The organism is Phyllobacterium phragmitis (assembly GCF_002980495.1).
In the GTDB taxonomy this organism is placed as follows: Bacteria; Pseudomonadota; Alphaproteobacteria; order Rhizobiales; family Rhizobiaceae; genus Paramesorhizobium; species Paramesorhizobium phragmitis.
Map to the genome: position 1 here is coordinate 1 of NZ_PVBR01000019.1, position 21,206 is coordinate 21,206.

Here is a 21,206-nt window from a genome sequence, read left to right on the forward strand (position 1 = left end):
GCATCGCCACCCGTCTCGCACGACAACACGTTCATCCCGCTCATATGATCGCATGGTCACTTTGGCGACGAGCACATCAGGCCGCAGCCCAGCAAGCACACTTCACGTCAAAAGTGCAACTGTAATGCTAGGCCAGCCGCTTTTGGCACGCACTGATAGACAGGCGGCTTTATCTGCCCAAGAGATGGGCCGAGGACCCGGCGCGCAGGGCGAAGGCCCACGTGCCTGATGACGTCCTTTTTGCGACCAAGCCTGCGATGGCGCGGGAAATGGTCGCTCGGATCCTTGATGAAGGTGCTCCTTGCGCCTTTATGCTGGCGGACGCGCTTTACGGGTCCGATTATCAGTTCAGGCGGATGCTGGAGCAACGCAGACAGGCCTATGTGCTGGCGATCCGCTCCAACCATGTTCTGCGGTTCCTTGAGGAGTGGCGGTTTGTGCAGACCGATCCGGCAACGCTCGTCGGCGATCTTGAAGCGCAAGCCTGGCAGCCTCTTTCGGCCGGTGAAGGCGCAAAGGGGTCGCGTCTTTACGAATGGGTGCGTCTGCCTCTCAACTGGCAAACCGAGGATGGCTTTGCGCGCTGGTTGCTGGCTCGCCGCAGCCTGCGCGACCCGCACCCGCGCCAGATAGGCAACGCTGCCGTCCTTGCGCTTGCGTGCGGTTATGGTGCCCATGGCGGATTCCTCGTTTGGTACACGCGATTTCATTTGGTACATTGTACCAAATCAGGTGTCAAAATCGACGAATTTGGTACATGAACGAAGGAAACGAGACAAGAGTGATTGAGAACAATAGGACGTAAGTAGTGGAAAAAGAAAGGAAATCTCAGATTAGCGTATCTCGGCGTTTCGCCGTCGCACCCATGATGGATTGGACGGACCGGCATTGCCGGTTTTTCCATCGCCAGATGACGCGGCGTGCGCTTCTTTATACCGAGATGGTGGTGGCCGATGCCGCCATTCATGGCCATCGCGAGCGGCTGCTCGGCTTTTCCGCCGTGGAGCACGCGCTAGCGCTGCAATTGGGTGGTTCCGATCCGGTGAAACTGGGGGAAGCTGCACGGATCGGCGTCGATTTCGGCTATCGGGAAATCAATCTCAATGTCGGCTGTCCGTCAGACCGCGTGCAGTCTGGCACGTTCGGCGCCTGCCTGATGAAAACGCCTGAACTGGTCGCGACCTGCGTGGCGGCGATGAAAAGCGCGGTCGATATTTCCGTTACCGTCAAATGCCGGATCGGCGTCGATGATCAGGACCCGGAGGTGGCGCTCGATACGTTGGCGCATGGTGTGATCGACGCCGGGGCGGATGCGCTCTGGGTGCATGCGCGCAAGGCCTGGCTGCAGGGCTTGTCGCCCAAGGAGAACCGGGATATTCCGCCGCTCGACTATAACAGGGTCTATCGGTTGAAAGCGGGATTCCAGAATCATTTCATCGGCATCAACGGCGGAATTGAGACGCTTGATGAAGCACTTGGTCATCTCGACCGTGTCGACGGCGTTATGCTCGGCCGCGCGGCATATCATAATCCGGGTCTTCTGATCGATGCGGACCAGCGGCTATTCGGCGACGTCCGTGAACCTATCGATATCGCCACGCTCATTGACACGATGTGCGACTATGCTGACCGGCATATCGCCAGCGGCGGCAGGCTTTCGCATGTCACCCGTCATATGATCGGGCTTTTCCAGGGAATGCCCGGCGCCCGGCGCTGGCGGCAAATCCTGTCGACGGAGGCGACGCGTGCAGATGCGGATAGCGGTGTCATCCGCAAGGCATTCGCGGAAGTCGGGGAAAACGCCGCAGAAGCGGCTTAAAATCAGTCCGAAAGAACCAGTTCATCGCCACGGACCGAAAATCCGCGCAATGTCTCGAGGAAATTCATGCCGAGCAGGCTTCCGTTCATCCGGTTGTCCTGTGCGACCAGCGCACGGATGTCATGGCGCTCGATATCGCCGATCTGGAGTGTATTGATCCGGACCATGGCAGCACTGGCGGAGCCGTTGGCCGTCATGATGGGGACGGAATAGGACAGGCTGGCGGTATCGATACCAGCGCGTCTCGCATCTTCGCTGGACAGGATGACCATCGAGGCGCCGGTATCGACGAGAAACGGCACGCGCGCGCCATTGACCCTGCCGTTCACCTGGAAGTGCCCGTTGGCGGCTTTGGCGAGCGTCACGGTCAGGCTGCCATCGCTGCCCCTGTTCGATATCGCACTGCCTGGAATGAGACCAGCCGTTATGCGGCTTGCGACATCCTGCAACTCGTAGCGATACTGATAGCCGGCGACGAGCGCCAGAATGATGATCACCCATATGGCGATGCTGCGGGCGAAATCGCCGAGCCTGATGCCCGAGCCGAGCAGCGCCGCGGCGATGACGATGCCCCATATGCCGAGATAGGCGGCATTGGCGAAGGCATCGTTGGCGACACCAAGCGTCGTGCCGCTGTCATTATTGGCCATCAAAAGCAGGGCGACGCCGCCGATGAGCGCGACAATGATCCAAAAAAGACGGTTCATCGATCGTTCTCCTGTTCCAGCCTGCCGCGCGTCATGCGGGCTCGCCGGGTCTCGCGCCTGGGTTTGCGTTCCATCGTTTCGAGACGTGCCGGAAGCTTTGTCGAGATTTCACGGCGGCGTTCCGGCGTCATCATCGTCCACGCGCCGATCTCGTCGATCGTGCGGCCGCAACCGAAGCAATAGCCGGTGTTGGCGTCTATCGAGCAGACGAGGATGCAGGGTGATTCGATCATGCTCATGCGGTTGCGCGGCCTTTTTTCCTCAACGGAGCTTCCTTCAATGTGGTCGTATCACACCATCATGACAAGCCCTGTCAGAAGCGTCACCGCCGCGATCTGCTGTGCCGCGCCCAGCGTATCGCCGGTCTGGCCGCCGATCTTGAGCGTGCAGAGATTGGCAAAGCCGAAAGTGGCTGCGCCGCAAATCAGCACTGCGATCAAAAGACCGCCGATGCCGCCCGCGGGCACATAGGTGACGATCAGGATGAGAAAGCCGGCGAGAAGGGCGGTATAGGTGGCGGTATCGTCGGGCGAGCCCGCGCCATCGGCCAATCCGCCCGGCCTTGCCGAAGGCAGCATATGCCAGAACTGTACCAGAACGGCGCGGCTTGCCGCTTCCGTGCCGATCAGGGCGAGGGCGGCCAGCCCTGCGCCGGCATGTTCGATGATCGCAGCCAGGAGCAGGGTGCGCAGGCCGACCGAGACGATGAGCGCCAGTGCGGCAAACGTGCCGATGCGCGAATCCTTCATGATTTCCAGACGCTGTTTTTCCGTCGCGCCGCCGAAAAAGCCATCGGCGACATCGGCCAGCCCGTCCTCATGCAGGGCGCCGGTGATGATGGCGAGAATGGCGATGGCGATGAGGCTGGCGACAGCGGGGGGCAGATTGAAGAGGCTGGCGAGGACGAGCGCGGCAGCGGCGGGCAGAGCGATCACCGCGCCGGCGAGCGGGAAGACACGGCTGTTGGTCGCCAGCGACCCGTTCTGGCCGGCAAACCAGGACTGGGATACCGGCAGGCGCGTCAGGAAGCCGAGCGAGCGCATGATTTCCGCCAGAAGACCGTCTGTGTTCATGATCCTGTTCTCCATTCCCATTTTTCCTGGACTTGTTTTCTGTTTCCCCGCAGGTCCGGACGGAAAACCGGTTTCCACTTTTCCTGGACCTGCTTTAGGAACTGCGACGGGATGTATCGCCAAGCGTCATTTGAATTTTCGCAGCAGGCGCTTATAGGACTTGCGCGGCACAATTGCCATCAACCTCGCCACCAACCTTGCTTGACAGGATATCAGACGTGACAACGACCGGCCTGCCCTTCGACGATTTCCGCGAATTGATCCGCAACCTTCCCGGGCCGGACGAGCATGCCGCCGCGGCGGTGCGCCAGCGCGATGCGGTGCTGACCAAGCCAGCCGGCTCGCTCGGGCGGCTGGAGGAGATCGCCGTCTGGCTCGCCGCATGGACCGGCAATGCAAAGCCGCAGGTGACGCGGCCGCTCGTGGCCGTCTTCGCCGGCAATCACGGCGTCACCGCCAAGGGCGTTTCGCCCTATCCTTCGAGCGTGACGGCGCAGATGGTCGAGAATTTCGCGGCGGGTGGTGCTGCGATCAACCAGATGTGCATCGCCCATGATCTTGGCCTGAAGGTATTCGACCTGGCGCTCGAATATCCCACCGGCGACATCACCGAGGAAGCCGCGATGGACGAGAAGACCTGTGCTGCGACCATGGCCTTCGGCATGGAGGCGATCGCCGGCGGCACAGATCTGCTTTGCATCGGCGAAATGGGTATCGGCAACACCACCATCGCGGCAGCAATCAGCCACGGTCTTTATGGCGGAACGGCAGAGGATTGGGTCGGACCGGGGACCGGAGCGGACAGCGACGGGCTGAGGCGCAAGGCGGCGGCGGTGCGGGCGGCGGTAGACCTGCATCGCAATCATCTGAAGGACCCGCTGGAACTCATGCGCCGTCTCGGCGGGCGCGAAATCGCCGCGATGGCGGGCGCCATTCTCGCCGCGCGCATGGAAAAAGTTCCTGTGATCATCGATGGTTATGTCGCGACATCTGCGGCGGCAATCCTGCATGCGGCCAATCCGGCGGCGATCGATCATTGCCTTTTCGGCCATGTCTCGGCGGAGCCCGGCCATCGCAAGATGCTGGAGAAGCTCGGCAAGAAGCCCTTGCTCGATCTCGGCATGAGGCTCGGCGAGGGAACAGGTGCCGCACTTGCCGCCGGCATCGTCAAGGCAGCTGCGCTCTGCCACGCGGGGATGGCGACATTCGAGCAGGCCGGTGTTAGTGGGAAAGCCGATTGAGGCGGCGCTTTTTTTGGGGAGCGATGAGAGTTGCAACACCCCCCTCTGCCCTGCCGGGCATCTCCCCCTCAAGGAGGGAGATTAGGCTATGATTTCCGCTTTCGCTAATCGCCAACGTAGCAGGGGATATGCCGCCATCAATGTCAGCCAATCTCCCCCCTTGTGGGGGAGATGGCCGGCAGGCCAGAGGGGGGTGCCCCGCGATTCCATCAAAACAGGAACCGCCCTAGTCTACTACGCAGGCTCTTTATCAAGCGACATATAATCGAGCGGCAATTCGGTCGTATATTTGATCTGCTCCATCGCGAAGGACGACGACACGTCGCGTATGTCGATCTTTGCGATCAGGCGCTTGTAGAAGGAATCATAGGCGGCGATATCGGGAACGACGACGCGCAGGAGATAGTCGATATCTCCGCTCATGCGATAGAATTCCACGACTTCGGGAAATTCTTGCACCACTTCCGAAAAGCGCTTCAGCCATTCATGACTGTGCGAACTCGTGCGAATGGCGACGAAAACCGTGACGCGCGCATTGATCCGCACCGGATCGAGAATCGCCACCCTGCGTTTGATGACGCCTTCTTCTTCCAGCTTCTGGATACGGCGCCAGCACGGTGTCGTCGAAAGCCCGACTTTCTTGGCGACATCGGCCACCGCAAGCGTCGCATCTTCCTGCAATAGCCGCAGAATTTTCCGATCCAGTCTGTCCATGGCATAGCCTCTCATAAAAATATAATACCTTATGCAGCAATAATGCTAGAGCATTCAAGAAACTGCTTCTACGCATCCAGGGTATATAGGGAATTATATTTCATAGTTTAGTCAGTTCTTGAACGCGGCGCTGAAGTTCGGGAACCAGTTCGCGCTCGAACCAGGGATTACGCTTGAGCCAACCGCTGTTGCGCCAGGAGGGATGGGGCAGGGGCAGAACGATATGTCCGGCCTCAGTCGGGGGTTCCAGGAATGACCGCCAGTCGAGGACGGTTTGCGTCATCGAGGCCTTGCGGCGGCTGCCCATATGATAGGCCTGCGCATATTGTCCGATGGCGATGATCAATTCGATCTGCGGCATTTCGGCAAACACACGGTCATGCCATATCTCCCGGCATTCCCGGCGTGGCGGCAGATCGCCGCCATGAGCGTCATAGCCTGGAAAGCAGAAGCCCATCGGCACGATGGCGAACAGGGCCGGATCGTAGAACTGGTCGCGCGTCACGCCCAGCCATTGCCTGAGACGATCGCCTGAGGGATCATTGAACGGCAGACCCGTATTGTGCACGCGGATGCCCGGGGCCTGTCCGCAGATGGCGATGCGGGCCGTCCGCGACATGACACAGACCGGGCGCGGCTCATGCGAGAGCGGTTTGCCGTAACGCGGGGCATCCCGGCAGATGCGGCACTGCGCGATTTCGGCCAATAGCGCGGCCATGTTCGTTTGATGCATTCCTTGCCTGTTCAAGCTCTGGCGCTGGGGCGTGCTTTCACGCTCTCGTGCCAGCGGCGTATGTTGGCCAGATCGTCTGGAACGGCGATCTTCGCCGGTTTCATGAAATCGACGGCGATCATGCCGGTAATGTCTGCGACGGAATATTCATCGCCGGCGATGAAGGGCCGACTCCCCAACTCCTGGTCGAGAAACGACAGGAAGGCCAGCGCCTTTGGCCGGTTGACTTCGCCCCATTCGGGTATTTGCGGGGTTTCCCATTCCTTCATTGCCGGATGCGTGTGGCGGAATGCCGCCTGAACCGCTGTCATGAAGGTCAGTTCCATGCGCCGGTTCCACATTTCGACGCGCGCCTGCTCCAATCCCTCCTTGCCGAAGAGGGGCGGGTGTGGATGAAGAGCCTCGAAATAGCGGCAGATGGCGATGGATTCGGTCAGGATGGTGCCGTCGTCCAGCTCGAGCACCGGCAATCTCTGCAATGGATTGCGTTCGGTTATCTCGGCGGATTTATGCCCCATCGCCCCCATGTCCACGGCAATAAGCGGGACATCGATGCCTTTCTCGGCAAGAAAAACCCGCACGCGGCGGGGATTGGGCGCGCGTCCACCATCATAGAGCTTCATTGTTGCGCTGCTCCCGGTCAAAAAGGGTCGATATCAGGCTTTTCAGTTTCAGATAGAGATTTTCCATGAAGGTTTCGAGAGGCGAAGGGACGTTGTGCGGCGTTTCCTGCAAGGCTTCTGACGCTTCATGCGCTCTTCGCCAATCCTGCGGACGCTCGAAAGTTCCGGCCCAGACACCGCGCCGCTCGCTGCGGGCCAGGGCTTCCTCGCTGTCGTAGCCGCCATAGGCGACGGCCCAGCCCTTCTCGACCATGCTGCGGTTGAGGTCGAGATCGCCCACCCGGCAGTCGCCGAGCAGCCGGTTATATTTATCGTTGCGCGAGCCGGAGCAGTGCACGGGGCGTCCATTGATCAATGTTCTGAGCGCATTGCGGGCTTCAGCCCCGCAATCGTAGTCGCGCCCCTGATTGCGGCAGATCTGCTTCATTTCCGGCGCGTCGATCCCCTGCAGGCGTATATGCCGGCCGCCGATCACAAGCGTGTCTCCATCGATGGCGTAGGCCGGACCTTCGGGTGGGCCCCGATCGGGAAGAGGCTTATTGAGTCGTGTCACGACAAGCGCCAGAAGGGCGAAGAAGGCGATCGTCAACAGCCAGTCCAGCAGCCGGCGCAGCGCTGGTCGCCGTTGCGGCCGCCGCCGGCGATGCCATCCCCGGGCTGCGTCATTGCGCCTATCCGGGCGCCTGTATGGCCGCCTATATACGTTCCGCACGTCTCATTTTCCATTTACACCATGGCAAGCAGAAAACTTTCTGCATTTTGACCATTTATTCTAACGTAAACCTTGAGGTTCTTTTAATCATTGCTGCATATTCTGCCGCGCATGAGTAATATTATGACTGCAATCTCAGGCTGTGGAACCTAGCGCGGAAACTATTGATATGGCGTCATGGTCCACGACCCTCGACAAGAATATCGTCGATCGCCGCCGCGTCTCGCGTAATGCCGAGCTTGCGCAAACGGTGCGGAAAACCCGCGACCGTCTGCTCGAAACGGCCGGCCAGGCCAATTATGAATATGAGATATTGCTGATATATGCGCGCGCCATGGCGGCGAGCGCCGCTTCCGTCGGCATTCTTGTGTTGATCGTGGCCTTCTCCGGTTTTCTGATCGGTCTTGAGCGGCAGATGACGATCTGGGTCTTGCTGACGATCGGCTGTTATGGATTTCTGGCTCTGGCGACCCGCAAATTCAACCAGACGCCAGCGGACCAGCTCAATATAGAGCATTGGAAGAATGTTTTTTTTGCTGGCCAAGCAATAACCGGCCTGAGCTGGGCATATTTTGCAATGGTCCGTTGCGGGGCTTGCGGCGTCGATTTCTTCCCCTTCGTGCAGGCGCTGGTCCTCCTGGTGGCGATGGCGGCCACCGCCATTATCTGCTCGGCGCTGCGCGGGGCGACCTTCGCGGCATTTGCGCTGCCGATTATAGTCTACAGCCTGACCTCCAGAACGGAATTACCGCCGATCTTCCACGGCACGCTGGTGGTGATGCTGGTCCTGGCGCTGATATTCTTCACTTATGTCGCGAACCACTTCAACCAATCGGCGCGCCTGACGCTTGCCTTCCAGAGCGAGAAGGACGCGCTGATCGGGGAACTGGAAACCGCCAATGCCATGTCCGATGAGGCGCGCCGCCGTGCCGAGGAGGCCAATCTCGCCAAATCGCGGTTTCTGGCGTCGATGAGCCATGAATTGCGCACGCCGCTCAATGCCATCCTGGGGTTCTCCGAAGTCATGTCGAAGGAGATACTCGGGGGAATGGGCAACGAGACCTACAAGGATTATGCCCGCGACATCCACACATCGGGTCAGCATCTTCTCAATCTGATCAATGAAATACTGGATCTGAGCCGGGTTGAAGCGGGACGCTATGCGCTCAACGAGGAAGCGACGCGGCTGGTGGATGCGGTTAGCGAAACCATTCACCTGATGCAGATCAAGCTGCAGAAGAAGAACATCAGGCTGGTGGAGCATTTCGAGCAGGATCTGCCGCTTTTGTGGGTCGATATCCGTTCCGTTCGGCAGATCGTTTTGAACCTCTTGTCGAATGCCGTGAAATTCACTCCGGCGAACGGCGAGATCCAGGTCAAGGTCGGATGGACGGCGGGCGGCGGACAATATATTTCGATCCGTGACAACGGGCCGGGCATTCCGCAGGAGGAGATACCGGTCGTGCTGTCGGCCTTCGGGCAAGGCAGTATCGCCATCAAGAGCGCGGAGCAGGGCACCGGCCTCGGCCTGCCGATCGTACAGGCGCTGATGGCGATGCATGGCGGCGAATTCCGGCTTTATTCAAAGCTGCGCGAAGGCACGGAAGGGTTCGCCATCTTCCCTGCCTCGCGCGTCACGGAAGCCATGCCGGCCATCGGGGCAAAATCCGGCGAGCCGAAATCACGGACGGCCAAGCGCTCGCGCGCCGCAGCCTGATCGCGTCGTTCTATTTTTCGAGGCGGGCCAGAAGCGAGGATGTATCCCAGCGGTTGCCGCCGAGCTTCTGCACTTCCTTGTAGAACTGATCGACAAGCGCTGTGACCGGCAGGAGCGCGCCATTGCGGTCGGCTTCTTCGAGACAGATGCCCAGATCCTTGCGCATCCAGTCCACGGCAAAACCGAAATCATATTTGCCGGCGTTCATCGTCTTGTAGCGGTTTTCCATCTGCCAGGAACCGGCCGCGCCCTTGGAGATCACGCCGATCACCTTTTCCATATCGAGGCCGGCCTTCTTGCCGAAATTCATGCCTTCGGCGAGCCCCTGGACGAGGCCGGCGATGCATATCTGGTTAACCATCTTGGTTAATTGTCCCGCGCCGACAGGTCCCATCAGCCCGACGGCGCGCGCATAGGCCTCGATCACCGGGCTCGCCAGCTCGAAGACCTTCTCATCGCCGCCGACCATGACGGTCAGCACGCCGTTTTCAGCTCCGGCCTGTCCGCCGGAAACCGGCGCATCGAGGAAATGGAAGCCGCGCCTTTCCGCCTCCGCGGCCAGTTCGCGGGCAATCTCCGCCGAGGCGGTGGTGTTGTCGATGAAGACGGCGCCTTTTTTCATGGTGGAAAACGCGCCATCGCCGCCTGTTGTCACCGAGCGCAGATCGTCGTCATTGCCGACACATGAGAAAACGAAATCCTTGTCCCTGGCGGCCTCGGCGGGCGTCGCGGCATGCTTGCCGCTGAATTCTCCAGCCCATTTTTCCGCCTTGGCGCCGGTCCGGTTATAGACCGTTACATCATGCCCGCCGCGCGTTTTGAGGTGACCTGCCATCGGGTATCCCATGACGCCGAGACCAATGAATGCCACTGTTGCCATTGCCTGTTTTCCTCTTCAATAGTGTGGGAGGCGCTGTCGTGTAGAGTACTGTCCGGCGCCTGCGAATGATCAGAGAGGGAAACTAGGACAATGCGGCGGATCATCAAAGGCCTTTTATGGGTCGTGTTTTCCCTTGTTCCCCTCGCATTGCTCGCAGCCATCGTCGTCTATATCTGGATCGCCCGATCCGTCGCTCCGGCGAGCGGTGAAGCGCAGCTGGCGGGGCTTGGCGCGCCCGTAACGGTCACGCGTGACCAAAACGCCGTGCCGCATATATCAGGCGCATCCATGGAAGACGTCGCGATGGCGCTGGGCTTCGTTCATGCGCAGGAGCGTCTGTGGCAGATGGAGGTGGCTCGCATGGCCGCGCATGGCCGCCTTTCCGAAATCTTCGGCGAGGCGACGATCGGAACCGACATGTTCCTGCGCACAATCGATACCTATGGCGCGGCGGCCGCATCATTCAACGTGCTGAACGAAGCGGACCGCAGAACCGTCGAGGCCTATGCGCGCGGCGTCAATGCTTTCATCGAGCAGAACGCCAGGCCATTTGCCTCGAAATTCGCACCCGAATTCGTCATGCTCAATCGCAGGCCGGAGCCATGGCAGGCCACCGATGTGGTCGCCACGGTCAAGATGATGCCGGTGACGCTTGCCGCCAATATCAACGAGGAGATGGAGCGGCTGAAATTCGCGCGGCTCGGGATGAGCAACGCGGAAATAAACGATCTTCTGCCGCCGCTGCGCGAGGATAGGCCACCGTCCCTGCCGGACCTGAAAGTCCTGCTCGGGCTAGAGAGTGGACCAATCAGTGCGGCACGTCCCGCTGAGCGGCGTTTTGCCGCGCTCGACGGCATGATGGGGAAGGGCGCATCGAACAATTGGGTGCTTGCGGGAGAGAAGACCGAGACGGGCAAGCCCATTTTGGCCAATGATCCGCATCTGGAGTTCACCGCACCGTCGCTCTGGTATCTGGCGCATCTCCAGGTGAAGACGCCGGATGGCCGGACACGCAACCTCGTCGGCGTTACCCTGCCGGGAACACCGCTGGTTTTTCTCGGGCGCAATGACCGCGTTGCCTGGGGTTTCACCAACACCGCATCGGATGCGCAGGATATTTTCGTGGAGCGGATCAACCCCGAAAATCCGGATGAATATCTGACGCCTGACGGCTACAGACCCTTCGACAAACGAGTGGAGACGATCCGGGTGAAGGGCGGGCAGGATGTCACCTTCGAGCGCCGCGCCACCCGCCATGGTCCGGTTCTCCCTGCGAGCTATCGCGGGCTGCAGCGCTATCTGCCTGAGGGAACCGTCCCGGCGCTGCAATGGACGGCGCTTGCCCATGACGACACGACGATATCGGCAGGGTTCCGCTTGTGGGATTTCCAATCCGTCCAGGCATTTCTGGACGGCATGCATGATTTCGTGGCGCCGATGCAGTCGATGGTGGTGGCCGATGTGGAGGGCAATATCGGACTGATCGCGCCGGGGCGCGTGCCTGTGCGCGATCCGGCCAACAGGATCATGGGGCGGGCGCCTTCGCCCGGCTGGGATGCGACCTATGATTGGAAAGGCTATATCCCCTATGAGGCGCTTCCGCGTGAATACAATCCGCCCCGCGGCGCCATCGGCACGGCCAACAGCAAGATCGTCGACGGCAGCTATGCGCCTTTCCTGACCTTCGACTGGGACGAGGAATGGCGGCGCGACCGCATCGCCACGCTGATGCTCGACAGCAATGTCAAGCAGACGCTGGAAACCAACCGGCAGGCGCAGGGGGATGATTATTCGCCGGCCTATGCGGCGCTCGGCCCTGTCATGCTCGACCTCGTCGAAGGGCGCAGCGACGTGAATGCCGACGCTGTGATGACGCTGCGGCGATGGGATTACCGCCAGGACAAGACACGCTCGGAATCGCTCATCTTCGAGGCGTGGCTGCGATTTGCCACCAAGCGCATCATCTCGGACGATCTGGGCGATGCCTTTCCGGCGTTCTGGCGGGCGAGGGCCAATGCCATGCTGCACTGGCTTTCGCCTGATGCCGCGCGCGACTGGTGCGACGACAGGCGCACGGCGGAGCGGGAAAGCTGCGGCGACGTGCTGGCGCTCGCTCTGAAGGATGCGGTGTCCGATCTTGAAACACGCCTCGGTTCCGATCGCGAGGCGTGGAACTGGGGCGCCCTGCATTATGCCTATGGCGCACATAGGCCTTTTGCGCGGGTAAAACCGCTCGACCGGATATTCGACGTCGACGAGCCTGCATCCGGCGGCGCCTATACGCTCGATCGCGGCACGTCGAACTGGAACGACGAGGACAATCCCTATCGTGCGACGCATGGCACCAGCTATCGCGGCATATTCGATCTGAGCGATCTCGACCGGTCGACCTATATCCAGACGACCGGTCAGTCTGGAAACGTGCTGTCATCGCACTATCAGGACATGGCGGAACGCTGGGGCAGGGTGGAGGCGTTCACCATTCCCGTTTCCGAGGCCGCCTATCAGGACGGGCTGCTCGGCACATGGCGATTGTTGCCGAAACGATGACAGCCGCGCTTACGTCAGCGGCGTCATCACGCTCTTGGCGTATGCAGGGCGCTCCTTGAGCCGCTCGTACCATGCCGCGATGTGGGGCAGGTCCGGACGATCGAGCGGAAGCTCCATCCAGGCATAGACGAAGACGCCGAGCGGTATGTCGCCGATGCCGAACTCGGTGCCTGAAAGCCATGGCTGGCCGGAGAGCACCTTTTCGGGAATTTCGAGAGCCTTGGCGAAGGCGGCAACGCCGCGCGCCTGGATGGCCGGATCGCGCTTGTCCTCGGGCAGCCGGACCGTGTGCCAGATGATGTCGGTGAAGGGGCCGATAACGGTGGTGCTCGCCCAATCCATCCATTTTTCCGCATCCGCGCGCTTGGCCGCGTCATCGATCCACAGCATGTCCGCGCCGTATTTCGCGGCGAGATAGCGGACGATCGCGTTCGATTCCCAGAGAACGAAGCCATCATCCTCGATCACCGGAACGAGGCCATTGGGGTTGAGCGCGCGGTACTCGGGCGTATCGACGACACCATGTGCGCCGCCGGCCATGACATGTTCATAGTCGAGGCCGAGTTCGGCCGCGGCCCAAAGCGCCTTCTTGACATTGGTCGAGTTGGATCTGCCCCAGATTTTCAGCATGTTTTTTCCCTATCGTACGAGATGGCGTGTGATACGTCGTTCTATCCAGTCCCATAGATTACGCAGCAGCTCAACGAGGATGAGGTAGATAACCGCAGCCCAGAGATAGGTCTGGAAATCAAATGTTCTGGAATAGGCGCGGCGCGTCTCGCCCATCAAATCATAGACGGTGATGATGGCGACGATGGCCGAGCCCTTGAGCAGCAGGATGATCTCGTTGCCGTAGGGGCGAAGTGCGACGATCAACGCCTGCGGCAGGACCACCTTGCGGAAAATGATCCAGCGGGGCAGTCCGAGCGCGGTGGCGCCCTCCCATTGGCCGGTGGGTACGCTGTCGATAGCGCCGCGCAGGATTTCCGCCTGATAGGCGGCGGTATTGAGCGTGAAGGCGAGGATCGCGCAATTCCAGGCGTCGCGGAAGAAAAACCACAATCCCCATTCCTGAAGGAACGGACGGAACGAGCCCAGGCCGTAATAGATCAGAAAGGTCTGGGCGAGAAGCGGCGTGCCCCGGAAGAAATAGACATAGGCATAGGCGAATGCGCCGATGATCCGGTTCTTCGACATCCGGCTCGCCGCGACCGGCACCGAAAGGGCTGCACCCAGCACGGTGGCGATGGCGACCAGGGCAAGCGTGGTCTTCAAGCCGGACCAGTATTTCGGACCATAGGTCTCGACGAGGTCGATCCTCCAGGCATTGTAGAGATAAATGGCGAGGCCGGCGAAGAGCAGCAGCCAGAGGCCGACGATGGCATAGCCCGCCATGCGCGCACGCGTCCACGGGCGGGGAAGCGCGGGCGGGGCCAGGACAGCCTGGTTGGCGGGAGCCGCGGTGGTGTTTCCGCTTGTCATCAGACGCGCGCCCTCACTCTATCCTGGCTTTGATGCGCCCAGTCCTCGATGCGGTTGATGAAGAAGGACGAGATGATGGCGAGGATCAGGTAGAGCAGACAGGCCGTGCCGAAGAACAGAAAGGCTTCCTTGGTCACGCGCGCCGCAACGCCTGTCTGGCGCAATATATCGGCAATGCCGATGACGGATATGAGCGATGTATCCTTGAGGAGAACCATCCAGAGATTGGCGAGACCCGGCAGCGCAATGCGGACCAGTTGCGGCAGGATGATCTTTCGCATGGTCAGGCCATTGGAAAGACCGACCGCATAGGCCCCTTCATATTGCCCTATGGGAATGGCGCGGAAAGCCGACAGGAATACCTCGCTCGCATAGGAGGAAAAGACGACGCCCAGCGCCAGCATGCCTGCGGTGAAGGAATTGATTTCGATCCGGGCATCGATGCCGAGTATCGCGACGGCCTTTTGGAAACCGATCTGCGCGCCGAAATAGATGAGGAAGATCGTCAGCAGTTCAGGCAGTCCGCGAAAGATCGTGGTGTAGATATTGGCGGCGAGCCTCAGGGACGGTTCCTTGGATTGCTTTCCCAGGGCAACGAAGAATCCGATCAGCAGGCCGAAAGGCAAGGTCGCCAGCGCCAGCGACACGGTGACGAGCACACCGCTGGCGATGCTCTTTCCCCAGCCTCCTTCGCCGAAGCTCAGAAGCGCTGCATAATGCTCCATCCACCTGTTCCCTCTTCGGGGTCGCCGAAAGCCTGGTCCGGACGCCGCTGCAGTGTTCTTGTGTTGTGCCCTAAAGACGCGCAAAGGACGTTGCAAATCATTGAATCTTTTGGAGAGCGGCGGAAGTCATTTCCGCCGCTCTCCGTTCATTTAGATGTCCGCGGCAAATGTCGGCCGATCAGCTCTCACCGCCATAAGCGTCGAAATCGAAGTATTTGTCGTTGATTTCCTTGTATTTGCCGTTGGCGCGAATGGCGGCAATCGCCTTGTTGAATTTCTCCACCAGTTCGGGCCGTCCCTTCTTGATGGCGACGCCAGCGCCCGGGCCGTGGATTTCCAGAACCGGCGCGAAGGTGCCGACCATCTTGCAGCAGGCGCCATCTGACGTCTTCAGCCATTCCATGAGCGTGACGCTATCGTCATTGACGGCATCGAGGCGGCCATTGGCGAGGTCGAGGCGATATTCATCGGCGGTCGGATAGGATTTGATCTCGCTGTCGGTGTAGGTCTTTTCCGAATAGTTGGCGTGGGTGGTCGAGCCCTGCACGCCGATGGTCTTGCCCGCCAGGTCTTCCTTGGTCACGCCCTTGATGTCGGTGTCCTTCGGCGCGGCGATGCCGGGAGGCGTGTTATAGTACTTGTTTGAGAAGTCGACCTGCTTCTTGCGTTCATCGGTGATCGACATCGATGCGATGTAGGCATCGAACTTGCCTGCCTGCAGCGCGGGGATGGCGCCGTCCCATTCCTGGGCGACGAAGGTGCATTCCGCATCCATTTCCGCGCAGAGCGCCTTGGCGATATCGACGTCGAATCCTTCGAGCTTGCCATCGGGCGTCAGCGTGTTGAAGGGCGGGTAAGCGCCTTCGGAGGCGATGGTCAGTTTCAGTTTTTCCTGGGCTTGGGCGTTATCCATCGCAACTGAACCCATCGTCAAAGCAATGGCGGCTGCGGACGCTGCAAGAGCGAAACGCTTCATGATACGCATGTCATACCTCTCTGTTAGTGCCCGGCTGTTCCCCGTCTTTTTTTGGTTCAGCCTTCAGGGCAGGGTCGCGGCTGTTACCGCACCTGGGCGGGAATATTCCCATCATTTCCATTGTAAAAGCAACAGGTAATAGCGAGCTATTGCACAGGGGTTAGAATGCCAACGGCACGGCAAATCGTCGCAATTTTATTGCGCGATGGCCGCGCATCGGGCAGCTTTCCGAAAAATGGGGTATCAGCGCAGGCCGCTTTGCATCTCGATGAAGTCGGCGATTCGCGCGACGTCATCGAGATCGAAAACCGGGACGGTTTCATCTGTGACCGGATAATCGCTGGCGACGGCGACGATATTCGGATCGCTTGCCGAAAGCCGATCGCCCTTGCGGCCCTCGGTTCTGCGCGTCTCGATCTTCTGGTGAGGTTCGCGTTTGTAGCCCTCGACGATGATCAGGTCGCAGGGGGCAAGTCGCTCGACGATCTCGCCAAGCGGCGGCTCGGTTTCGCCCTGCAATTCGTGCATCAGGGCCCAGCGCCGATCCGAGACGATGGCGACTTCGCCGGCACCGGCCTTGCGGTGGCGAAAGGAGTCGGTGCCTTCGCGGTCGATGTCGAAATCGTGATGCGCGTGCTTGATGGTGGAGACGCGCCAGCCGCGGCGCGTCAGTTCCTCGACGACGCGAACGGTCAGGGTCGTCTTGCCGGAGTTCTTCCAGCCGGTGATGCCGAAAATCCGTTTGTGCATAGTGTTCATGAGCGCAGTTTTGTCAGCAATGCCTCGGCCTCCGCAAGGTCTGCTCTCGTATTGATGTTGAAGAAAGGATCGACGGTCAGCCCGTCCGCCGTCTTCAACGGATCGAAATGCGTTTCGGCAACACCATGCCGCATTGCCCAGGCGCTGACCTTCGGTTTTTCGCCGCTGGCGAGCCAGGGGGTGAGATCCTGTTCGAGCGTAACGGGCCAAAGCCCGAAAACCGGGTGTATGTTGCCGCCTGATGCCGCCAGCGCGATGTCGGCTTTTTCTTCCTGTCGGGAGGCGGCGGTGAGGCGGGCGACGAGATCGGCGGGAAAGAAAGGCGTATCGGCGGCGACCGTCACGATATGGCTCGGCCTTGAGGCATCGTCCATTCGACTGGCATAATGCATCGCTGCCTGCAGCCCGGCGAGCGGGCCCTGGTGGCCTGCGATAAAATCTTCCACGACGGGCAGGCCGAATGGTGCGAAGCGTGCGGGATCGCCATTGGCGTTGATGATCAAAAGCGGGGTTTGCGGACGCAGCCTCTCGATGACATGCGCGATAAGCGGTCTGCCGCCCAGCGGTATGAGGCCCTTGTCGCCGCCGCCCATGCGCTGCGCGCGTCCTCCGGCGAGGATCACACCCAGCGGCTTGCGAGAGGCGTTCTCCATCATCGCCATCTTATCCCGTCTTCACTATGGTCGCGGCTTTGTCCGGAGGGCCGCGATCAGCCGCCGGTGACGCTCATATGGCGTGACACGGCAGGGCGGTTGTGGCGGCGGTCGATGACGAAATCATGCCCCTTGGGCTTGCGGCCGATAGCCTCGTCGATAGCGTCGGAAAGAAGGACGTTGCCTTCCGAGGCACGCAGCGGCGCGCGCAGATCGGCAGCATCCTCCTGGCCAAGGCACATGAAGAGCGTGCCGGTGCAGGTGATGCGCACGCGATTGCAGCTTTCGCAGAAATTATGGGTCATCGGCGTGATGAAGCCGAGCCTGCCGCCGGTTTCGCCCAGCTCGACATAGCGGGCGGGACCGCCGGTCTTGTAGGGGATGTCGGTCATGGTGAATTCCCGCGCCAGCGACGCGCGCAGCATGGAAAGAGGCAGGTACTGATCGGTGCGGTCGAGGTCGATCTCGCCCATCGGCATGGTCTCGATCAGCGTCATATCGATGCCGCGGCCATGCGCCCAGCGGATCATTTCAGGGATTTCGTGCTCGTTGAAGCCCTTGAGCGCGACCGCGTTGAGCTTGACCTTGATCCCGACGGCCTGTGCCGCACCGATGCCCTCGATGACGCGGCCGATCTCGCCCCAGCGGGTGATGGCGCGGAATTTTTCGGCATCCAGCGTGTCGAGCGAGACATTGATGCGCTTGACGCCGCATTCGGCCAGTTCGGCCGCATGGCGCGCAAGCTGCGAGCCGTTGGTGGTCAGCGTCAGTTCTTCGAGCGCGCCGGAGCGGAGATGGCGGGAGAGCTCGCGGATGAGATGCATGATGTTCTTGCGGACGAGCGGCTCGCCGCCGGTCAACCGCAATTTGCGCACGCCCTTTTCGATGAAGACGGTGCAGAGACGGTCGAGTTCTTCGAGCGACAGCAAATCCTTCTTCGGCAGGAACGTCATGTTTTCCGCCATGCAATAGGTGCAGCGGAAATCGCAGCGGTCCGTCACCGATACGCGCAGATAGGTGATCGCCCGGCCGAAGGGATCGATCATCGGCGGTTCGCTCTGCAGGGCACTCTGGTCTGCCATATCTGTCAGTGTCATCTCGTCCAAGAATAGCTCCTCTTGGAACAGAGATAAGATGTCGGCGGGGACGTGTCCAGTCACAAGGACGGCAATGGGGCAGGGAACGGCTTGCCGCTCAAGCACAATCCGCCTATCACTCCGTCCATCATAATGCGAAAGCAGGGCAGGAACAGGAGAACGCCATGGCTGATGTCTGGCCCAGGGAATTGCGCGTCTCGCCAGACCGCAAGACGCTGACGGTAAGTTTCGACGATGGCGAGGTTTATGCGCTTCCCGCCGAGATGCTGCGCGTCTTGTCGCCGTCGGCGGAAGTGCAGGGGCATTCGCCGGAACAGCGTGTGACCGTTCCCGGAAAGATCAATGTGACCATTCTCAATGTCGAGCCGATCGGCAATTACGCCGTCCGCATCATTTTCGACGACAGGCACGACACCGGGCTTTTCAGCTGGACCTATCTGCGCGAACTCGGTCGCGAAAAGGAAAGCCGCTGGCAGGCCTATCTGGACGAGCTGGCGGAAAAAGGGCTCAGCCGCGAGCGGTGAGCGATCCCATGTCCATCAAAACAGGAACCGTCCTGGGAGCCAGTATGACCATCATCAAAACGGTTGAGGAACTCGAAACGCTTTACGGTAAGCCGGGCCAAACGTCGCTCGTCAAGGAAATCGACCACATCATCCCGGAATATGCAGCCTTCATCGCGGCTTCGCCATTCGTCGCGCTGGCGACTGCCGGGCCGGAGGGGCTCGATTGCTCGCCGCGCGGCGATCTCGCGGGGTTCATCCGCATCCATGATGAACGCACTTTGATGATGCCGGACCGGCACGGCAACAATCGCGCCGATTCGCTGAAGAACATCATCCGCGACGGCAGGGTCGGCCTGCTCTTTCTCGTGCCCGGCTCGGGAACCACGCTGCGCGTCAACGGTCAGGCCTTGATATCGGTCGATCCTGAACTTTGTGCTTCCTTTGCCGTGCAGGGCAAGGCGGCACGATCGGTGATGGTGATCGATGTTGAAGCGATTTATTTCCAGTGCGCGCGGGCGATCCATCGCTCGGAACTGTGGAATGCGGAAAAGCATGTCGACCCCAAGAGCCTGCCGAGCCCGGGCCAGATTCTGGCCCGCACCAGCGGCACGGCCATCGATGGCGAAGCTTACGATGCGGCCTGGTTTGAGCGGGCCAAGGCCACGATGTGGTAGGGGCATCTGACTTGAACTGACTATCCCCGTTATCTTCGCCCGTTTGGCGAGGATGACGAATTAACGCGCGGCGCTCTCCTTCAGCATCTCGGTGATGCGCCGCATCATGTCGCCCATCATGTCGCATTCGTCCGGCGTCGACTGGTTCATGACGCGGTCGATCAGCGCCGTATAGACCTCCAGCGCCTGCATCAGCCGCTTCTCGCCCTCATCGGTCAGATAGAGGCGCAGCACGCGCTTGTCCTTGAGGTCGCCCTCGCGACGCAAGAGCCCCTGCGCCTCAAGCTGCGGCAGGAGCATGGTGATGTTGGAGCGGCCGACCAGAAGCCTGCGCGCGAGGTCGTGCTGCGACTGGCCGGGGTGGCGGTAGAGATTGATCATGGCGTCGAGTTGCGCGACCTTGAGATCGAGCGGCACCAGCGCGCGGCCCAATTCGCGCACCACCGCCTTTTCGGCGCGCATCATCGCGACCCAGTTCTTGAAGCGCGGATTATCCCAGGGAAGCGTTTTCGGTACGTCTTGCTTTTTGTTCATTTTTGTACAATATTGTTCATGGTTGAACATTTAATGGGTTTTCGACTATGACACCCTTCGTCTTCCAGGTCACCCGTCTCGGTTTCGATATCTATGGCCGAGTTGCGCCAAAGCGTGCGGGCCGGGCCGCATTCAAGCTTTTCTGCCGCACGCCAGCCCGCAAGCCCAAAACCAAGTCCCATGCCGAAAAGCTGGCGCGCGCCGAGGCGAAGGTCGCCAAGGCGCGGCGGCTGGATCTGGCGATCGACCGTGGCATGTTCACTTCGCATCTTTTCGAGCCGGACAAGCCGTCGCCGTCGGGGCGGATTTCGCTCGTCGTCCATGGCTGGGGCTCGTGCACGGCCGACATGCTTGCCATCGTCGATGCGTTATTGGAGGCCGGTGAGAGGGTCGTTTCCATCGATCTTCCGGGGCATGGCGCCTCGCCGGGCAGGGCGCTCAACATGGTGCAGGCGATCGCGGCGGTGGATGCGGCCTGGCGTCAGTACGGGCCCTTCCATGCGATGATCGGCCATTCCTTCGGGGGCGCCGTCATCATCAATGCGGCGGCGGGTACGGTCCCGTGTTATCCGGCCCGCACACCGGAAAAGATTGTCACGATCGCCGCTCCGCACTCGATGACCGAAGTCTTCGATGGTTTCGGCAGGATGGTGAGGCTCAGGCACGATGTGCGTGACGCCATGGACGACGAAGTGCTGCGGCTCGCCTGTCAGCCGCTCCCCGCCTTCGACACGGACCAGCTTCTGCGCCGCCTCACGATTCCGGCGCTGGTGATCCATGCTCGCGACGACAAGGAAGTGTCGGCGAAATCCGCCGAGGCCAAAGCCAAGGCCGGATCGCATGTCACGCTGCACTGGGCCGACGGGCTTGGCCACCGGCGGATCATCGCAAGCCGCGATGTGGCCGCGCGGGTGGCGCGGTTCGTGACGACGGGACGCGCGATGGAGAAGGCGGCTTGAGAAGATAAGGGCCATCGAGACGGCTTGCTCCCACCCTTCATCCGACCTCGCTTACACTCGGCCACCTTCTCC

General features: G+C 60.6%; 23 protein-coding genes and 1 pseudogene. 8 read left to right on the forward strand and 16 right to left on the reverse strand.

Features of this window, described 5'->3' with window-relative positions:
* Positions 1-131 precede the first annotated feature (131 nt).
* Positions 132-617: pseudogene (locus C5748_RS20680) on the forward strand (transposase); the annotation flags it as partial.
* Between the two features lie 191 nt (positions 618-808).
* Positions 809-1,819, forward strand: coding sequence for a tRNA dihydrouridine(20/20a) synthase DusA (dusA, locus tag C5748_RS20685; RefSeq protein WP_280953496.1), 1,011 nt, complete (start codon positions 809-811; stop codon positions 1,817-1,819).
* A gap of 2 nt (positions 1,820-1,821) precedes the next feature.
* On the opposite strand, the gene C5748_RS20690 is transcribed toward dusA, so the two are convergent.
* The 3 genes from C5748_RS20690 to C5748_RS20700 are packed head-to-tail and all read right to left on the reverse strand — an operon-like array spanning position 1,822 to position 3,599.
* Positions 1,822-2,526, reverse strand: coding sequence for a TIGR02281 family clan AA aspartic protease (locus C5748_RS20690; protein ID WP_105743883.1), 705 nt, complete (start codon positions 2,524-2,526; stop codon positions 1,822-1,824).
* Complete coding sequence (locus tag C5748_RS20695) at positions 2,523-2,765, reverse strand: DUF1289 domain-containing protein (RefSeq protein WP_105743885.1); 243 nt, start codon at positions 2,763-2,765, stop codon at positions 2,523-2,525. The genes C5748_RS20690 and C5748_RS20695 overlap by 4 nt, the downstream gene beginning before the upstream one ends.
* 51 nt (positions 2,766-2,816) lie before the next feature.
* Positions 2,817-3,599, reverse strand: a complete 783-nt coding sequence (locus tag C5748_RS20700; RefSeq protein ID WP_105744051.1) for an adenosylcobinamide-GDP ribazoletransferase — start codon at positions 3,597-3,599, stop codon at positions 2,817-2,819.
* A gap of 218 nt (positions 3,600-3,817) precedes the next feature.
* Between C5748_RS20700 and cobT the strand changes: the two genes are divergently transcribed.
* Complete coding sequence (cobT, locus tag C5748_RS20705) at positions 3,818-4,840, forward strand: nicotinate-nucleotide--dimethylbenzimidazole phosphoribosyltransferase (RefSeq protein ID WP_105743887.1); 1,023 nt, start codon at positions 3,818-3,820, stop codon at positions 4,838-4,840.
* A gap of 234 nt (positions 4,841-5,074) precedes the next feature.
* On the opposite strand, the gene C5748_RS20715 is transcribed toward cobT, so the two are convergent.
* From C5748_RS20715 to C5748_RS20730, 4 genes are all read right to left on the reverse strand, one after another.
* Complete coding sequence (locus C5748_RS20715) at positions 5,075-5,554, reverse strand: Lrp/AsnC family transcriptional regulator (RefSeq protein ID WP_105743889.1); 480 nt, start codon at positions 5,552-5,554, stop codon at positions 5,075-5,077.
* Positions 5,555-5,654: 100 nt separating this feature from the next.
* Positions 5,655-6,272 (reverse strand): uracil-DNA glycosylase family protein, encoded by a 618-nt coding sequence (locus C5748_RS20720; RefSeq protein WP_245581896.1) that lies wholly within the window; start codon positions 6,270-6,272, stop codon positions 5,655-5,657.
* Between the two features lie 26 nt (positions 6,273-6,298).
* Positions 6,299-6,910, reverse strand: a complete 612-nt coding sequence (locus C5748_RS20725; RefSeq protein ID WP_105743893.1) for a glutathione S-transferase family protein — start codon at positions 6,908-6,910, stop codon at positions 6,299-6,301.
* The gene (locus C5748_RS20730) at positions 6,897-7,499 is read right to left on the reverse strand and encodes a thermonuclease family protein (RefSeq protein ID WP_105743895.1); all 603 of its coding nucleotides are present in this window, start codon (positions 7,497-7,499) and stop codon (positions 6,897-6,899) included. Before C5748_RS20730 ends, C5748_RS20725 begins: the two co-directional genes overlap by 14 nt.
* A gap of 292 nt (positions 7,500-7,791) precedes the next feature.
* On the opposite strand from C5748_RS20730, the gene C5748_RS20735 reads away from it, so the two are divergent.
* Entirely contained in the window at positions 7,792-9,339 is a 1,548-nt protein-coding gene (locus C5748_RS20735) for a sensor histidine kinase (protein WP_105743897.1), read from the forward strand.
* A gap of 10 nt (positions 9,340-9,349) precedes the next feature.
* Here the strand turns inward: C5748_RS20735 and C5748_RS20740 are convergent, their stop codons facing one another.
* Positions 9,350-10,219, reverse strand: a complete 870-nt coding sequence (locus tag C5748_RS20740) for an NAD(P)-dependent oxidoreductase (RefSeq protein WP_105743899.1) — start codon at positions 10,217-10,219, stop codon at positions 9,350-9,352.
* A gap of 90 nt (positions 10,220-10,309) precedes the next feature.
* Between C5748_RS20740 and C5748_RS20745 the strand changes: the two genes are divergently transcribed.
* Positions 10,310-12,769: a penicillin acylase family protein gene (locus tag C5748_RS20745; protein ID WP_105743901.1), complete on the forward strand. Its 2,460-nt coding sequence runs from the start codon at positions 10,310-10,312 to the stop codon at positions 12,767-12,769.
* A 9-nt stretch (positions 12,770-12,778) separates the two neighbouring features.
* Here C5748_RS20745 and C5748_RS20750 read toward each other — a convergent pair whose 3' ends face one another.
* The 7 genes from C5748_RS20750 to moaA all read right to left on the reverse strand — a co-directional run bounded on the left by C5748_RS20750 (position 12,779) and on the right by moaA (position 18,461).
* A complete protein-coding gene (locus C5748_RS20750) occupies positions 12,779-13,399 on the reverse strand; it encodes a glutathione S-transferase family protein (protein WP_105743903.1) in 621 nt (206 codons plus the stop codon).
* 9 nt (positions 13,400-13,408) lie between these two features.
* Complete coding sequence (locus C5748_RS20755; protein WP_425350284.1) at positions 13,409-14,164, reverse strand: ABC transporter permease; 756 nt, start codon at positions 14,162-14,164, stop codon at positions 13,409-13,411.
* Between the two features lie 86 nt (positions 14,165-14,250).
* Complete coding sequence (locus C5748_RS20760; protein ID WP_105743907.1) at positions 14,251-14,976, reverse strand: ABC transporter permease; 726 nt, start codon at positions 14,974-14,976, stop codon at positions 14,251-14,253.
* A 178-nt stretch (positions 14,977-15,154) separates the two neighbouring features.
* On the reverse strand, positions 15,155-15,961 hold the full coding sequence (locus tag C5748_RS20765) for an ABC transporter substrate-binding protein (RefSeq protein ID WP_105743909.1): 807 nt from the start codon (positions 15,959-15,961) through the stop codon (positions 15,155-15,157).
* Positions 15,962-16,195: 234 nt separating this feature from the next.
* Positions 16,196-16,702 carry a molybdopterin-guanine dinucleotide biosynthesis protein B gene (gene mobB / locus C5748_RS20770; protein ID WP_105743911.1) on the reverse strand — a complete coding sequence of 169 codons (507 nt, stop codon included), beginning with the start codon at positions 16,700-16,702 and terminating at the stop codon, positions 16,196-16,198.
* Between the two features lie 5 nt (positions 16,703-16,707).
* Complete coding sequence (gene mobA / locus C5748_RS20775; RefSeq protein ID WP_245581897.1) at positions 16,708-17,367, reverse strand: molybdenum cofactor guanylyltransferase MobA; 660 nt, start codon at positions 17,365-17,367, stop codon at positions 16,708-16,710.
* A 53-nt stretch (positions 17,368-17,420) separates the two neighbouring features.
* A complete protein-coding gene (moaA, locus tag C5748_RS20780; protein WP_245581902.1) occupies positions 17,421-18,461 on the reverse strand; it encodes a GTP 3',8-cyclase MoaA in 1,041 nt (346 codons plus the stop codon).
* Positions 18,462-18,625: 164 nt separating this feature from the next.
* On the opposite strand from moaA, the gene C5748_RS20785 reads away from it, so the two are divergent.
* Both C5748_RS20785 and C5748_RS20790 read left to right on the forward strand, forming a co-directional pair.
* Positions 18,626-18,985, forward strand: a complete 360-nt coding sequence (locus C5748_RS20785) for a gamma-butyrobetaine hydroxylase family protein (RefSeq protein ID WP_105743913.1) — start codon at positions 18,626-18,628, stop codon at positions 18,983-18,985.
* Positions 18,986-19,029: 44 nt separating this feature from the next.
* Entirely contained in the window at positions 19,030-19,641 is a 612-nt protein-coding gene (locus C5748_RS20790; protein ID WP_105744057.1) for a pyridoxamine 5'-phosphate oxidase family protein, read from the forward strand.
* A gap of 60 nt (positions 19,642-19,701) precedes the next feature.
* On the opposite strand, the gene C5748_RS20795 is transcribed toward C5748_RS20790, so the two are convergent.
* The gene (locus tag C5748_RS20795) at positions 19,702-20,175 is read right to left on the reverse strand and encodes a MarR family winged helix-turn-helix transcriptional regulator (RefSeq protein WP_105744059.1); all 474 of its coding nucleotides are present in this window, start codon (positions 20,173-20,175) and stop codon (positions 19,702-19,704) included.
* A 47-nt stretch (positions 20,176-20,222) separates the two neighbouring features.
* Here C5748_RS20795 and C5748_RS20800 point away from each other — a divergent pair, with 47 nt between their 5' ends.
* The gene (locus C5748_RS20800; protein WP_105743915.1) at positions 20,223-21,134 is read left to right on the forward strand and encodes an alpha/beta fold hydrolase; all 912 of its coding nucleotides are present in this window, start codon (positions 20,223-20,225) and stop codon (positions 21,132-21,134) included.
* Positions 21,135-21,206: the final 72 nt, after the last annotated feature.